The sequence below is a fragment of the Paenibacillus sp. S28 genome (assembly GCF_016624415.1).
GTDB classification, from domain to species: domain Bacteria; phylum Bacillota; class Bacilli; order Paenibacillales; family Paenibacillaceae; genus Paenibacillus_AQ; species Paenibacillus_AQ favisporus.
In genome coordinates this window covers 659644-674763 of the sequence record NZ_JACVTM010000001.1, presented here as the reverse complement: position 1 = coordinate 674763, position 15120 = coordinate 659644, and the positions used below count along the sequence as shown (strand labels likewise).

Genomic DNA, 15120 nt, shown 5'->3' with positions numbered 1-15120 from the left:
ATGACCCATGCCGAATTTCCGCTTAAAGCAAGTCCCATCCATGTTTCCGAAGAGGTACTGAACGATCTGAACCGTCGTCTTACCTCCGTCAGATGGCCCCTGGATGCAGGGAACGAAGACGGTTACTACGGCGTACGCCGCGATGAACTGAGAGCGCTCGTGGATTACTGGATTCACGAATTCGACTGGCGTAAATCCGAGAAGGCTATCAACGCCTATGAGCATTATCAAGTCAAAGTCGACGGTGTGCCTGTCCATTTTATGCGCAAGCCTGGAGTGGGGCCAAACCCGGTTCCCCTCATTTTGTCCCATGGCTGGCCATGGACGTTCTGGCATTGGTCTAAAGTAGTGGATCCGCTCGCGGACCCGGGTGCGCATGGAGGAGATCCCTCCGATGCTTTTGATGTCATCGTCCCTTCGCTGCCGGGCTTTGGCTTCTCTGCTCCGCTTCCGGACCATCCGGATATGAACTTCTGGAAAATGGCCGATCTGTGGCACATCCTCATGACGGACATTCTCGGGTACGAAAAATATGCTGCTGCCGGATGCGATGTCGGCGCGCTGATCACCGGTCAGCTCGGGCATAAATACGGAGCCGAGCTGTATGGTATTCATATCGGTTCGGCACTCAAATTGGACTTCTTTAACGGGGAACGCGCCTGGGATTATGCCGGCGGACGTCCGATTCCGGAAGACCTGCCTGGAGAGATCCGGAGCCAAATGTTGGAGCTGGACCGTAAGTTTGCTTCGCATCTTGCCGTACACGTTCTGGATCCCGGCACCCTCGCTTACGGGCTCAGCGATTCACCTGTCGGCATGCTCGCCTGGATCCTCGAACGCTGGATCAAGTGGAGCGACAACAAAGGCAGCATTGAACAAGTGTTCTCCAAGGACGATCTACTGACGCACGCCACGATTTTCTGGGTCAATAACGCCATCGAAACATCAATGCGCGTGTATGCCAATAACAACCGGTATCCATGGGAGCCCTCCCATTCACGCCTGCCTGTTATTGAAGCACCGACCGGCATCACTTTCGTGGGTTATGAAAATCCGCCGGGGGTGACGACCGATCAACGCGTGGAGCATTTTCTCAAGACCGACCGCGCAGCGTGGTATAACCACGTCAATATTACTGCCCACGATGAAGGAGGCCACTTTATACCGTGGGAAGTTCCTGAGCTGTGGGTTCAAGATTTGCGCCGGACCTTTCACGGCCGCCGGTAACCGAAGAAGGACCGCCCGCAAAGGGTGGCCCTTCTCTTATGATTTGTATAGGACAGGCAGCTTATCCGATTGGCCGATGCCCATCTCCGTTACGGGAGAATATCGAGCGGGCCAGGCGAAATCCGAGGTCGTCGATCTGAAACGTCGGGTGGCTGCGCCGGCGGCATGTCGCTCCGCAGCCCCTTGCTTCTTCCGCCCAGCTGCCTCCCCTGAATATGCGATAGGATCCATACACCTCTTTGTCATACAGATCCCAGCACCATTCCCACACATTTCCCAGCATGTCGTATAGCCCCCACGCATTCGGCAGTTTGCCTCCGACTTCATGCGTCATGCCATCGGAATTCTCCTGGAACCAGGCGACTTCTTCTAATTCGCCGTACCGGTAGCCCTGAGAGCCTGCTTTACATGCATGCTGCCATTCGGCCTCCGTAGGCAGACGATAGCCGTCCGCTTCCCGATTCCAGATGACACGCTCGCCCTCATCGGCAATCTCATAACAAGGCTCCAGTCCCGCTTGCCGGGACAGCGTATTACAGAATGAGACTGCTTCGTACCATGATACCCCTGTGACTGGTGCTTTCACACGTTCGTGCGTGCGGGTTTTATGCTGCAGCACGGCGTCGTAGAATGCATTCGTTACCGGGACGGGTGCCATGAAAAAGGCATCCAGCTTGACGTTCCATGATCTATTAACCCTGTCATCCCTAAGCGCAACGTCTCCCTCTGGAATACGCATCATCGAATATTCGCCTAGACTCGTCATCCATTCAGCCAACTTCAAACTCTGCCTCCCATGAATCTTGACTCTTTATCATCCATCAAATGATATAGGAATCTTTATCTTATAGGATCTCATCGGATTTGTGAACTTCTGGAAGCGGATGAAGTCTAATCTCGATCTTCGTTCCTTGATGGAGCTCGCTGGTGACGCGGATCTCTCCCCCATGTGCTTCCACGATATCATGCGCGATGGCCATCCCCAGTCCTGAACCTTTATGCTTCTCGCCCGTATGGGTCCCGCGGTAATAGCGGTCAAAAATCCGGTCCAGTTCCTCTTTGCAGATGCCTTTCCCATGATCTTCTATGATCATCGTCACCGAATCCGCCGTTTTCTCAACCCCAACCTCAATGACTGTATCCTCTGCATTGTGAACCATCGCGTTGTATATTAAATTGCTGACGGCCCTGCGAATGAGGAGGTCGTCCACTTTTACCTGAATAGTCTCTTCGCTGTAGCTGAAATCGATGTTCCTGCCGCTGTATCGGGGATCATTCAGCACGTCGATAATTACGCTGCGCACCAGGCTGACCAGATTGACGCTCTTCAGGTTAAGCGTAATATTTTTGTTTTTAAGGCGGGTGGACAAGTTCAAATCTTCAATGACGTCTTTCAAGTAGTGGGATTTCTGTTCGATGATCTCCGCGTAATCGCGCATTTCTCCGGTCGTAAACTCATAATCCTTGTCCCTCATCATTTCGGCGTATCCTTGGATCGAAGCCAGCGGCGTTTTGATATCATGCGTGATGTTGGCAATCCATTCTTCCTTCATGCGGTCCAGCTTTTTACGTTCGGCTTCGCTGGCTTCCAGCTCCGCGCTCAGCAGGTTGACATGATGGAACACGTCTTTGTAAACCCCTTGGGGCTCGTAATGAACCCCATATTTTTTGTGGGCGAGCTGCTTGATTCCATCGATCAGCGTATGAAGCGGCCGGGTCAGTTTTTTGCTGAACAGATAAGCGATGCACAGCGCAATAAATCCGTCGACCCCAATGACGGCCAAGCTTCCGATTTTGAAAAAATGCACCACGGAGCGAATATCGTACGTTAAGACGTTGCGCTCCAGATAAGTATTTTTAAAACCGATTAAGTAGCTGTAGCGCTGCTGTTTGCCCTGCTTTTCCCCCACAAAAACGGTCGACATGAGCTCTTTTTCCATATACTTGTAGGTCTGAACCATATCCATCGGCGTATATTTGGTCTTTGCATCCGGGGGTACGTGGTAACCGTAGACCTCCCGACCGTTCTCATCCAAAACCTGGATCCAGGCCTGGTTACGGTCAAGAAGTTCCTTCCCTTCACCTGTAATGGTCATCCCCGAATCGGAGAGGATCACTTCTTTGCCGAACGACCGGGTAATCAAATCCGGATTATTCTGTTTGCTTTGAAAAGAAAAATGGGGAAAGGCAAACTGGTTTAAATAAAGACCGGTCACAACCACGATATTCATGAAAATGACGATGACGACGATAAGAACTACAGATACCAGGTATCTTCCGGTGAGCCTCCATTTCATCGCTTCGCGCCCTCCAGCGCCAGCTTGTACCCAAGACCCTTCACTGTGACCAAATACTGCGGATTGGAGGGATCGTCTTCGATTTTTTCCCGGAGCCGCCGAATGTGCACCATCACGGTATTGTCATACCCGAAGGAATCTTCGCCCCAAACCTGATCATACAGGCTTTCTTTGCTGATAATTTGGTTCGGGTGCTTCAGCAAGTGGGTGAACAATCCCAGCTCTTTCGGCTTCAGCTCGATGATTTCACCATTTTTCTTCAGTTCGATCTTTTGCTCGTCAAACACAAAGGGGCCTGCTTGCACAATATGCTCTTTGTCCACATCTTCAGAGGCAGCCTCCTGCCTCCGAAAGCGGGCTTTGATCCGGTATGCTACTTCCTTCGGGCTGAACGGTTTGGTAATGTAGTCGTCGCCTCCGATAGCAAAACCGAGTATTTTATCGATTTCCTCCGTCTTGGCCGATAGGAAGAAAATCGGTACATTCGAAACGCTGCGGATTTGCTTGCAGACGTCATAGCCTTCTCCGTCCGGCAGCATAATATCCAGGATGACGACGTCAGGGCGCTGGTCCTGAAATTGCTGCCAACCCTCTTTCGCGGAAAAAGCGGCAAATACATGCTCGAAGCCTTCCTTCAGAAGAACGGTTTTCAAAAGCTTGACGATATCTTCTTCATCATCGACGATTAGCACTTTCTGACTTTGCGGCATACGTTCTGTACCTCCTTTCTTCATCATTTCCACCCTGCCATCTACTATAACTCTATTTTCAAGCCGCTGTCCCCTTTTGAAACACTGTCCATCTCATTCCTGCGCGAAAAACTGAGCCAACGGGTTGGTGGTTTTCCGGTCTGACGTGATTTTGCCTGACGCATTCATAACATAATATTGGTAGTAATCCGTGCTGAAGCTGAGTGCATTTAACATCTTAGCAGGAAAAACCTTCATAGCCGGTTTGCTGAGCGCCTTACCGTTCCAGAAAAAGTGCAGCAGCAGACGGTTTTGATTGTAAGGATGCTTGACGATATAAGCGCCTGAAGCTGCTTTTTGTCCCATCAAGCTCGTCCAGTTCAGACCGATCGACTTTGCGTTTTGCATGATGCCGGGCTTCAGCGCCTGGATTAAGCCGTTCGACCCGGCGCTGCCGATGGCGATCATGTTGCTGGCGGCCAGCTCCTTCTCCATTTGCTTCTTGAGTATGTGACGCTCTGTAATGACGTCGGCATGAATTCCCATCAATTGCAGGGAACCCTGCAGCTGCTCCAGCATCGATTGCTCCTGCTTGTGTGCGCTGTCGTCGGCTTGGTCGCTCATCACGATCGTCAGCGGTTCGCCCTGAAGCGCCTTATCCACAATGCGGCTCATCGTTTCCTCCCCAAGATTGGGAATCTGGGTCAGGGACGAGTGATAGATGCTTTTGAACTGCTCATGCCAATACGCGGATTCTTCCGCCTCGGACAGCCGGTATTCAGGCTTTAATGTAAAATTCGGATCGTGCAGCGCCCGGTCCATTTCCTGCCGTGCAACATTTCCGAGCGTATCCTGAATCGTCTGCAGCAGACCGTCGATCGTGGCATTTTTATATTCAAAGCGTTTGAAGTATTCCCTCATGAACGCATCGAATTTCTCCTCGCCCACCGTACGGTACAGCTGGTAAATTGCTTGACGTCCTTTTCCGTAAAAGACCGGATTCTCTTCATCTCCCGCATTTGCATTGGTTGAAGCGATCGGTTTGTCAATGGACGACAAGTCATCCATCTGGATTGATTTGAATCCGCCAAGCGCATCGCCTCGTTTTTCCGCAAAATATACTTTGGAGAAGTCGGCAAATCCCTCGTCCAAAAACGACTCTGTCTCCGAATTGTTGCCGATCAGGGCATGGAACCATTGATGGGCGATTTCATGCACGAATACGTCATCATGCGCCGGATCGCTGTTCTCCGCAATTTGCCCCATTTGAATGACCCGGGAAAATTCGACGGCAACCCCCTCTACATAGGATTCTGCAATTCGGAATTCCGGATAAGGGTACTTGCCATATCTTTCGTTAAAAAAACGGATCGCATCAAAAGCAGCGTCGATGTACTGATCCACGAGCTTTTTCTTGTCCGGCATATTATCGAAATAATAATATTCAACCGTCAGGCCGTCACGTGTCACGCTCTCCACCTTGTAATTCGGGCTGGCAAAAAAGACAAGCTCCCTGGTGTTAAGCACAGTCGTGGTAATCACTTTTCTTCCCGGCTCCTCAGGAACTTCCTGTGAAGTCATGGTCCCTGGCATCAGGATTTGATAAGAGTCGGGTACATTCAAATGTACTTCGAAATCCGAGGAGTCATAATAATCGGTTTCGAAGGTTTTGCTGTACGGCGTCTTGTCCCATTGATGCTTGCTTTCGTCATAGACCGACGCGGCCGGGAACCAATGCGCGCCGTTCACGATATCTTTGTAGTACGACAGACGCTGCATTCCGTACGGGATTTTGACGTCAAAGGCGATTTGAATTGTCACCGATTCGCCTGGTTTCAAACCCTGCTTCAGATGAACGGTCAATGCCTGGTTACTGTTCGTAAACTCCGCGGATTGGCCGTTGACTGCAGCGCTCCGGATGTCGATCCCGCCCAGAAAGTCTTCCGCCTTCTTCTGCGGATTCTCCTTCCGGATCTCCTCATTATTGCGCTCAAACATCGACGTTTGGGTCGCTGTGGATCGGTTCGCGTCGGCAAATGTGTGGAATATGATCTCCTGGAGCGTATCCTTGGACAAGTTCCGGTAGGTGACCGATTCGCTTCCCTGAATACGCATTGTTTTCTCGTCCAGCCGCGCGTTGATCTGATACTTAACCGGAGCATGAACCTGTGCAATTTCGGCGGATGAGGAAGCAGGTGCTCCAGGGGCGGCCAGCAACTGAGATGAACCTGCGATGGGGCAAGCTGCCAGCGTCAAAGCAAGCGAATACGCCAGCGCTTTTTGGGATACGGTTTTTAAAGTCGTGCGATACATCGGATTCTCTCCCTTTAGAAAGTTTTACTGAATAAATCGTGGTTCACGCAGAGAGATTAGTTCCCCGCATCGTCCAGCTTCTGCTTCGCTCCTTCCGGCAGCTCATCGGCCTTCACTTCTTGATAGGAACTGACCTCATCCCCTTTTACATAAATCCGCAAATAAGCGTCTTTGCGCAGTTCCTTCTGTGCCGTAAAAGTCAGAGCTTTTTCTTTCCCGCTTGGATTATAGCCATCCAAGGTGTATTCGTAGTAGACGTACTTCTCCCCGTTGTCCGATTTGTCTTCGAAACGTTTTCCGTCTTGGTTAATCTGCACATAATACTGCTGCGCGCCGAGGCGGTTCAAATTTACGTTTTGGATGAATACGACGAATCCGACCAGTACGATCAAAATGACCGCTATTGCGATGAGTCCTTTTTTCACTTCAATCCACTCCTCACTTTACATTCGTAACGATTTTGTAGTAGCTGTTGACGGTCAGGAAATAATAAACGAGATAAATGCAAATATAAATGCCCATGCAGCTGACGACGGGAACGACCAGGCTGGTCATCATCAGATTCGATAAGGCCGATAAGGCCACGGCGCAGTGGGCAATGCCTGCTGCAAGGGGCAGCGCGAATACAAACAGCACCTGCTTGGCGACCGATTTGCGGATTTCACTTTTTTTGACGCCGATTTTATGCAAAATCAAATACCGGGCTTTGTCGCTGCTCGCTTCCGTCAGCTGCTTGAAATAAATGATGCTGCCCGTCGCCGCCAGAAACACGAGCCCAAGGAACCCGCCCATAAAGATCATCAGTCCGGTTGACTCCATTCCCCGTGCATAATCACTATAGAAGCTCGCCAGGCCGGCGGTCTCCAGCAGTACGCTTTCCAATTGCTTGGTCAGTTCCTTTGCGTTTTCCTGATGCGTAACTTCGTACGCTTGAACAGTCAAGCTCTTGGCTTTCGGCTGGAGCGCCGCAAACAAATCGTCGCTGACAACCAGGGTTGAATAGACGGTCCCTAGGTTCAGCACGCTGTACGTTTTCAATTCGGTAAAATGGATCTGTTCATGGATTCCCTTTCCAGTCAGCAAAATGGTAGAACCTTCGTATGCCGGTGAAATCCCCTTCATATACCCAGGCTCCAGAGCCGCGGCATCGCTGCCTTGAAGGCTGAGCACTTCGTCCCGTCCTTGCAGCTTGGCCAGCTTGTTGAAGGAGTGGTTCGATATCACCGTAAACGTCTGATCATTGGAGCCGGCTGTTTGCCCCAGTCCCGTTGTGTCGGCATCCACTTCAAGCAATGGAACGGACTCATGATAGATCACTTTGTGACCCGGAGCTTGTTCGATCGCCTGATCTGCTTTGTTATCTGCCGCTTTATCCCCTCCGATAAACATGTAGCTGTTCGGGTTCGCCAGCGCCACATTGATCCGGTTATTGTAATACAAGCTGTATGCCGTTCCGACCGCCGTCATCGTCGTTGCGCTCAGCACGGCGATGATCGTCAGCGTGCGTGCATTCCCTTTCATCCGGTACAAAAGCTGGGAAGTTCCAATCAGATTCAGCCCCCGCCAATAGCTTCTTTTCCGTTTGCGGGCCAGCTTCAGCAGCGTAACGGTCAACGTGTTAAAGAGCAGATAGGTGCCGAGAATAACCGAGACCAGGATAACCAGCGGGGTCACTAGCACACCAATCGTCTTCCATGCCTGTGAAGTCAGTATGTTTTGCAGCGCAAGCCAGTAGCCGAAACCAACAAGCACAACCGATAGAAGCGCAATCCACACCGATGACCTTGGTTCCTTGTCCCGCTCCTGGTCCGCCCGGAACAGCTCGATCAGCTTGAACCGGTAAATCATGCGGTAGCCTTGCACCGAAGTGATCAGCGTAATGATCAAAAACACGGTAATCGTATTCAGGATAGCTGCCGGCGAAACGGTAAAGTTCGGCATGGCGTCGTAACCCATCACGTTCATCAGAAGCATGACGAAAAAACGGCTGAGCAACGATCCGAGCGCAATCCCGACGAGCAGCGCCAGGACGCCCATCAGGAAATTTTCATAAAAGAGCATGCGGCCGATCTGTTTTTTTCGGACGCCGAGTAATGAATACAGTCCGACTTCCTTTTTGCGCTTACGCGTAAAAAACGAATTCGAATACCAAATAAAGATGGCGACGAAGACGATCAGGACGACGGCCGCTCCGCTGAACGCCGAGCTGATTTTCGGCGACCCGTCCGATGCCGATTGAATGGTATGATCGTACTTCAACGACACAAACGTAAAATAAATAACGATGCTGAAAATCATCGATGCAAAATACAGAAAGTAATGTTTGAAGTTATTCCGGATGTTTTTGCCGGCGATATTAAACAGTGTCATCTTCCTCACCTCCAAGCGTAGCCAGAACCTCAAGTATCTGGCCAAAAAACTGTTTTCGTGGTAGATCATCCTTACGGAGTTCCATGAACAGCCGGCCGTCGTTGATGAAAATAACCCGCTTGCAGTAGCTCGCCGCATTCGCATCATGCGTAACCATCATAATGGTGGATCGATTTGCCTGATTCAGCCGGCTCAAGCTTTCCAGAAGGCGGGTGGCCGACTTCGAATCGAGCGCTCCAGTCGGCTCGTCCGCCAGAATCAGGCTCGGATTGGCCACGATCGCCCGGGAAGCCGCTGCCCGCTGCTTTTGTCCGCCCGAGATGTGGTACGGGTACTTATCCAGGATTTCACGAATTCCAAACGTGTCGGCAATCTCGTTAACCCGCTGTTCGATCTCCACTGCCGGTACTTTGGACAGGGCCAGCGGGAGCAGAATGTTTTCCTTGACCGTGAGCGTATCGAGCAGGTTATAGTCCTGAAAAATAAAGCCGAGCTTATTCCGGCGGAAATCGGACAGCTTTTCTTCATTCATAGTCACGATGTTGTGCCCATCAATGATGATTTCCCCGGAAGTCGGCGTGTCGATCGTCGAAAAAATGTTCAACAGGGTGGATTTCCCAGCACCGGAAGGTCCCATGATGCCGACATATTCGCCCTCTTCGATGCTAAGGCTGATATTGTGCAGTGCCGTATATTGGTTTCCTTTGGTGCCAAAGGTTTTATTGACGTTCTCCGCTTGCAGTATCGTTTTCATGAGTATCTCCTTCAATTGGGTTGTATTCGTTCCTTATTGCTTACATCATTTATGTTAAATCCCGAACCTTTCAGCATGTTAATCCCAACCTTACAGGAACCTTAAATTGTTAGAAGGCGCAACAAAACGGAAAGAATCTTTATGAGCTGCCGTCACAAATAAAAACTCGCCTGTCTCCAGACGAGTTGATCAATAAATTGAAAGCAAAAGAAAAAAGTCCGCATTTCGCGGACTTTTTCTCTAAGATGGATATGAATAAGCTTTTAAAAGCTGACGGGAAGGCTCACCAAGGATCGCAGCGTGCTGTAGTGATATGCCAGGTCTTCCGGTTTCACGTCGAGACGCAGGTTGGGAAAGCGCAGCAATAGCGAGCCGAACGCGATTTGTCCCTCCATGCGGGCAAGGGGTGCTCCCAAGCATAGATGGATTCCTCTGCCAAACGCCAAATGATCGGTTTCTTGTCTTGTGATATCCAGCCGCTCTGGCGCGTCGAATCGGCTTGCATCCATATCCGCTCCGGCCAGCGAAACCATAACCATCTCGCCTTTTCGAATGAGTGTACCATGGATCTCGATATCTTCATCTGCAACCCGGCCCGTAATCATAACCGGACCTGCATACCGGAGCAGCTCCTCAACCGCAGCCGGCAGAAGGGCTGGATCCTCGCGAAGCAGCTGCATTTGTTCTGGATGCTGAAGCAGTGCCAGGGTTCCGTTGCCGATCAGATTCACGGTCGTTTCATGTCCTGCCGTAATGAGCAGCCAAATGGTAGAGAGCAGCTCGTTCTCGTTAAGTTTATCGCCCTCGTCATAGGCCTGCAGCAAACCGCTTATAACATCGTTACCGGGGGTCACCCTCTTTTCGGAAATCAAAGATTGAATGTAATCAATAAACTCATGGAGGGCTTCTTGAACCAAGTTTGCTTGGCCGGGGTTCAGCGCGCCTTGGGCCAGCTTGTGGGTCCACTCGCGAAAGCGCGCCTGATGATGGCCGGGGATTCCCAGCATCTCCGAGATTACGATGATAGGCAGCGGATAAGCAAATTCAGAAATGAGTTCCATCTTGCCCCTGCTAGCCACCTTATCCAGCAGCTCGTCGGCGATTTGTTGGATGCGTGGGCGCAGATCCTCAATCATTCGGGGCGTAAATGCTTTGGACACCAAACGCCGGAGCCGGGTATGGTCGGGTGGATCCACCATGAGCATATTAGGCATGTTTTTGAACCATTCGAGCAATTCATTGACCGAGCTGTTCTCACGTGAAGATTGTTGCTGTGAAGGGAACTTTCGCCGGTCCGAAAGGAACCGGGGATCTTTCAAAATCGCTGAGACATCCTCATACCGAAAAGCTATCCAAGCTTCGCCCATGCCAAAAAAGTCGTCAAGCCGGTAAAGCCTTTCCTGACGATGGGCCAATTTTTGGTAAAACACGTTGAAATCACGCATCGTTTCCGGTGCCACTAAATCACTGCTAGTGATGTCTTTCACGGCCGCTCACCTCTTCACTTTAGTTTTCCATACCGTATCGGATCATGTCGCAAAAAGCTTCCAATTCCTCCATAAGGCTGCGGGTATAGGCTTCGTCAATATGGCTCATCCCCTTGGTCTCATTCAGAAACTTCGTTTCGAAATGTCTGGTTACGGACATGACAAGCTCGAATGCATACGTTCGATTTACGCCTTCACGAAGGGGAACCTTGTCAAAAAGCTGTGCCAACATAGCATTCCGCGCTTCGCTCACCTGGCCGTACTTATCCTCAATTTCCTCCTTCAAGCCATCAGGTGTGGCATAAAATGCTTCGTATACCAACTTCCATTCATCCGGATGCTCGCGAAAATAGCCGAGCTTCGCACGGCTTAACTCCGTGATGGCTGTAAAAAAATCAGCATGTTCCGTAGTCCGCTCATCAAAATGGATACCGGTTCGGACCTTCTTAAAGCAGTGATCCACTAAGCTAAGATACAGTTTCTTCTTACTCGTGAAATGATGAAAGATCAAAGCTTTGGAGATCCCGGCAGCAGCCGCCAGCATTTCCGTTGAAGTGTTTTTGTAACCGTTGCGTGCAAACACAGTTAAGCAGGCTTGCAAAATTTTCTCCTGTTCGTAGAGCTGTATCGGCAGTCTCATCACCTCTTTTTGATTATGCTGACCAATTGGTTAGTAAAATCATACAGCATGCTAACCTCTCGGTCAATATAAATGACAAAAAAATCCACCTGCAGAAAGCAGAAGGATTTTTTGAAGGTACAGGGGTACAGGTTTCCTAGTCTCCTCCCCCTCCACAGGAACTGCAGGATGAGGAGCTGCACGAGGACGAGCTGCAGGAAGAATCGCTGGACGAACTGCAGGACGAATTACCGGAATCATCGCCGCTAGGGCTGTCACTGTCCGAAGATGGGCCTGAATCGTCCACCCCTGGATTGGTCGAAGGATCGCTGTCTGAAGGATTCCAGTCGCCCGAAGGGTTGTCATCATTCCAAGGATCCGTATCCATGGCTGTCAGAAACAGAATGGAGCTGAACGGATCTACCGTCACCCCGCTCTCTTCACTGCGGCGGATGCCGGTGGATTGACCCCGGCCGCTTCTGGGAGGCAAAGGACGGCTTGCTCTCAATGTGCCGGGTTTTGCTGATTTGACGTCCCGATAATGTTTTCGGATCGAGCCGATGATGGCCAGGTGAATGGCTTCGATTGCGGCATCGGAACTGCTCTGAAAATATCGGCTTCGGATCTCTTGATCGTTTAAATTGTCGAAAGTTTGAAAGAACTCTTCATCGATTTTAAATTGGAAAAACGGATTCAGAAGTGCCTCGTTTGCCGGATAAATGTGAAACAGCATGCTGTAGATCAAATCATACCGTGCCCTCTCTTCTTCCTGCAACTTTTTATCATTCGTGTAGGCCACGTTAGGTTGATGATGAATAAACCGTCCTGCAAATGTGGTGCAGAAGCGATCATAATCGCGGGTAAACATCAGCATTTCATGCCAGATCAGGTCGGCATCTTTACTGAACATGGGAACCTGCTTGAGAATCGCGCATATGAGAAAGAACCTCTTCACTTCAAGCAGCATCCATTGATATTGGGTGTGGCTGATGGGATGGCGCTCCATAACCCGCTGCTTTACGTGCTCCATATAGTCCGTTCCCAGCGCGTTCTCCAATCGTATGATGAGATCGGATAAGCCTTGTATCTCTCTGGTGATGCCTATGTATGGTGGTATGGGTGTATCAAACCCGTGACCCTTATTCCCTTCTTTTGAGCTATCTCCGGAAGCCGAACCGGAACCCAGCAATCTTTTCAAAAATGACAGCAAACTCATGTTTCTCCTCCTTATGCCGTGGATTTCGGTCTCAAATGGAAATGAATCCCCTTAAATGAGATTACCATATCACGGGAAGGAAGCAATGACACTTTCGTTACTGGAAATCCGTTTCATATAAATAGGCAAACCCCCGCTTCTCTTAGAAACAGGGGTTGAATTTGATTTGGTTTTTTTTCGTTTGTGTCTTGAGGCGTCAGTCACCACACACCATTCACTTCCAGGATTAAGAGCTTTGTTTGGCGGACTTCAGTCTGGCCAGTTCTTCCTGAACTTCCTGCTGACGCGACCATAAAATAGACGTGCCAATGCTGCGAGAGCACTGCAAACTCCAATAGTTTGACCTTTCCGAGCAAACGAAAAAGTCCGCGGTTTCCGCGGACTTTTAATTTGCTCTATCAATTTGCTTTTTTTTTGCAAAACACAGACTATTAGCGGTGCAAAGTGTGTAGCTTCCGGAACAATTTACGGATCCACCCGACGATCATGGGTACCAAAAACAGCATGACGAATCCGGCAGCGATGAGAACCCCGGTTTGCGTTTCCTTTTCACTGGAGAGCATTTCCTCTACACTGCTTCCAATCAAAATCGTACGCCGATCTTCTTCCTCACCGGGCAGATGGATGGGCTCCAGATGTCCGTTAACGGCCCGGCCGATCACCGTGATCCTTTGCCCTGGACTAAGCGCGTGATAACCGTAGGCCGTTTCCTTAGGGCTCTCCACAAGCAACGGGCGGGATGTTTTTCCCTCATGGATAAAGGGGAGCTGGTCCGGACTCACAGTTTCGGAATCAAGAGGCAGCCAGTCCGAGTAGAATTTGAACCGCTCACTTTCCACCTTAACGCCTTGAATGGTTAACCTTCCCCATACTTGAGGAGCGACGTCTTCATTCCACATATAGTTACAGCCGCTTTTGCTGCAGTGCCAATTAAACTTTTCCTTTTGAAGCAGCAGGTAACGCTGCCTTAACTTGCCTTCATCCGCTGCAACGGCCTCTCCCTCTGCGTTTCCTTCTATTCGGACGATTCCGTTCGTGTCTGCCGTCAGCTGCTGTACCGGAGACGCATGTGAGATTAATGAGGCCAACCTGGCCGAGTCCCAATATAACAGAAGTAAGCCGGCTAATATGAAAAAGCCTAGGAATTTTAATAAACCCAGCCAAAAACGGGAAGCCCGGCTTCCGGCCGGGTTCCCCTTCCGTTTAGATTTACCTTTGCGATCCCCTTGATGACGCTTTGTGCTGATGTGCTTTGTTTGACTTTTCGAATGCCTCGCCACGCGCTCGATCCCCCTGTGAGCTCAAAAAATGTTGTCTTTGTAACATTACGGAGCCGTATTAGATCGGGTTTCAGCATCGTGCACCTGTGCGCCTGATGAATTCACGTTCGTTTCCTGTTCCTGATATTCAGGCTTGCAATTTGCAGGATCTTCCATTACTTTTTGTATGATGCCGGCGTGCGCAGCATTTGCTTGCACGAATCGGCCTCGATAATCCGGATATGATCGAATGACGAAAGGTTGATGACATGAACGAGCTGGGAGCTCTGGTTTCTCCCCCAACAAGGGTATGGTACCAAAAGAAAAGAAACATACTGCGGATCGTCCTGCTATTGCTATGCCTGGTAGAACTGGCTATTGTTGGAGTGAAGTATGATGGTCATGTCCGCCAATTTTTGTGGATTGGAATCGCCGGATACTGTACAGCTTTACTATTTTTCAGCTATATTTTTACATACGTGGTGCTTCGGTACGGCAAACGGCAATCAGTTACGCGAAGAGCAGACTTGCTATTAGCCATTTTTATATTCTTCCTATCGTTATTCCCTTTAATTATGCTTGGGAGAGTAACAGCGGATATCGTTCAGGGGCCGGTTGTCAAAACCGTGCACGTCGTCGAAATATGGGATCCAAGACGAGGCGGAGACCGCGTACGAACAGCAGACGGCAAAGAATACGAGCTCGGGTACAAGCAAATTGTCATGGAAAGTGGCGGCACATACCGAATCCAGGCTCTGGAATACTCGGGAATGATTCTGGCAGCCGAGGAGCAGAACTAAATAAAGGATTCGATAAACGGAGAGCATAACGAGCCCGCTGCAAAGCGGGCTTTCGCTATTCGCTGGTTAATCAACTGCTTCTTCAAGTC

General features: G+C 50.1%; 13 protein-coding genes. 2 read left to right on the top strand and 11 right to left on the bottom strand.

The window, feature by feature from the left end; all coding sequences use genetic code 11:
* Entirely contained in the window at positions 1-1227 is a 1227-nt protein-coding gene (locus IAE55_RS02965) for an epoxide hydrolase family protein (protein WP_200630881.1), read from the top strand.
* A 61-nt stretch (positions 1228-1288) separates the two neighbouring features.
* Here the strand turns inward: IAE55_RS02965 and IAE55_RS02960 are convergent, their stop codons facing one another.
* The 11 genes from IAE55_RS02960 to IAE55_RS02910 all read right to left on the bottom strand — a co-directional run bounded on the left by IAE55_RS02960 (position 1289) and on the right by IAE55_RS02910 (position 14060).
* Positions 1289-1969, bottom strand: a complete 681-nt coding sequence (locus tag IAE55_RS02960) for an SUMF1/EgtB/PvdO family nonheme iron enzyme (RefSeq protein WP_200631156.1) — start codon at positions 1967-1969, stop codon at positions 1289-1291.
* A gap of 103 nt (positions 1970-2072) precedes the next feature.
* Complete coding sequence (locus IAE55_RS02955) at positions 2073-3524, bottom strand: sensor histidine kinase (RefSeq protein ID WP_200630880.1); 1452 nt, start codon at positions 3522-3524, stop codon at positions 2073-2075.
* A complete protein-coding gene (locus IAE55_RS02950; RefSeq protein ID WP_200630879.1) occupies positions 3521-4234 on the bottom strand; it encodes a response regulator transcription factor in 714 nt (237 codons plus the stop codon). The genes IAE55_RS02955 and IAE55_RS02950 overlap by 4 nt, the downstream gene beginning before the upstream one ends.
* Positions 4235-4327: 93 nt before the next feature.
* The gene (locus IAE55_RS02945) at positions 4328-6526 is read right to left on the bottom strand and encodes a M1 family metallopeptidase (protein ID WP_200630878.1); all 2199 of its coding nucleotides are present in this window, start codon (positions 6524-6526) and stop codon (positions 4328-4330) included.
* A gap of 56 nt (positions 6527-6582) precedes the next feature.
* On the bottom strand, positions 6583-6951 hold the full coding sequence (locus IAE55_RS02940; protein WP_200630877.1) for a YxeA family protein: 369 nt from the start codon (positions 6949-6951) through the stop codon (positions 6583-6585).
* A 13-nt stretch (positions 6952-6964) separates the two neighbouring features.
* Positions 6965-8896: an FtsX-like permease family protein gene (locus tag IAE55_RS02935; protein WP_200630876.1), complete on the bottom strand. Its 1932-nt coding sequence runs from the start codon at positions 8894-8896 to the stop codon at positions 6965-6967.
* Positions 8883-9650 (bottom strand): ABC transporter ATP-binding protein, encoded by a 768-nt coding sequence (locus tag IAE55_RS02930; protein ID WP_200630875.1) that lies wholly within the window; start codon positions 9648-9650, stop codon positions 8883-8885. The genes IAE55_RS02935 and IAE55_RS02930 overlap by 14 nt, the downstream gene beginning before the upstream one ends.
* Positions 9651-9913: 263 nt before the next feature.
* Positions 9914-11137, bottom strand: a complete 1224-nt coding sequence (locus tag IAE55_RS02925) for a cytochrome P450 family protein (RefSeq protein WP_200630874.1) — start codon at positions 11135-11137, stop codon at positions 9914-9916.
* A 19-nt stretch (positions 11138-11156) separates the two neighbouring features.
* Positions 11157-11777 carry a TetR/AcrR family transcriptional regulator gene (locus IAE55_RS02920; protein WP_234489250.1) on the bottom strand — a complete coding sequence of 207 codons (621 nt, stop codon included), beginning with the start codon at positions 11775-11777 and terminating at the stop codon, positions 11157-11159.
* Between the two features lie 136 nt (positions 11778-11913).
* Positions 11914-12972 (bottom strand): hypothetical protein, encoded by a 1059-nt coding sequence (locus tag IAE55_RS02915; RefSeq protein ID WP_200630873.1) that lies wholly within the window; start codon positions 12970-12972, stop codon positions 11914-11916.
* A 431-nt stretch (positions 12973-13403) separates the two neighbouring features.
* Entirely contained in the window at positions 13404-14060 is a 657-nt protein-coding gene (locus IAE55_RS02910; protein WP_200630872.1) for a hypothetical protein, read from the bottom strand.
* A gap of 440 nt (positions 14061-14500) precedes the next feature.
* Here IAE55_RS02910 and IAE55_RS02905 point away from each other — a divergent pair, with 440 nt between their 5' ends.
* Positions 14501-15031: a hypothetical protein gene (locus tag IAE55_RS02905; RefSeq protein WP_200630871.1), complete on the top strand. Its 531-nt coding sequence runs from the start codon at positions 14501-14503 to the stop codon at positions 15029-15031.
* Positions 15032-15120 lie beyond the last annotated feature (89 nt).

Bases quoted from the DNA above. Each gene is read 5' to 3' on its own strand.
- IAE55_RS02920 (WP_234489250.1), bottom strand. From the start codon at position 11,777: ATGAGACTGCCGATACAGCTCTACGAACAGGAGAAAATTTTGCAAGCC.
- IAE55_RS02935 (WP_200630876.1), bottom strand. From the start codon at position 8,896: ATGACACTGTTTAATATCGCCGGCAAAAACATCCGGAATAACTTCAAA.
- IAE55_RS02950 (WP_200630879.1), bottom strand. From the start codon at position 4,234: ATGCCGCAAAGTCAGAAAGTGCTAATCGTCGATGATGAAGAAGATATC.
- IAE55_RS02955 (WP_200630880.1), bottom strand. From the start codon at position 3,524: ATGAAATGGAGGCTCACCGGAAGATACCTGGTATCTGTAGTTCTTATC.
- IAE55_RS02945 (WP_200630878.1), bottom strand. From the start codon at position 6,526: ATGTATCGCACGACTTTAAAAACCGTATCCCAAAAAGCGCTGGCGTAT.
- IAE55_RS02965 (WP_200630881.1), top strand. From the start codon at position 1: ATGACCCATGCCGAATTTCCGCTTAAAGCAAGTCCCATCCATGTTTCC.
- IAE55_RS02960 (WP_200631156.1), bottom strand. From the start codon at position 1,969: ATGATGCGTATTCCAGAGGGAGACGTTGCGCTTAGGGATGACAGGGTT.
- IAE55_RS02915 (WP_200630873.1), bottom strand. From the start codon at position 12,972: ATGAGTTTGCTGTCATTTTTGAAAAGATTGCTGGGTTCCGGTTCGGCT.
- IAE55_RS02905 (WP_200630871.1), top strand. From the start codon at position 14,501: ATGAACGAGCTGGGAGCTCTGGTTTCTCCCCCAACAAGGGTATGGTAC.
- IAE55_RS02930 (WP_200630875.1), bottom strand. From the start codon at position 9,650: ATGAAAACGATACTGCAAGCGGAGAACGTCAATAAAACCTTTGGCACC.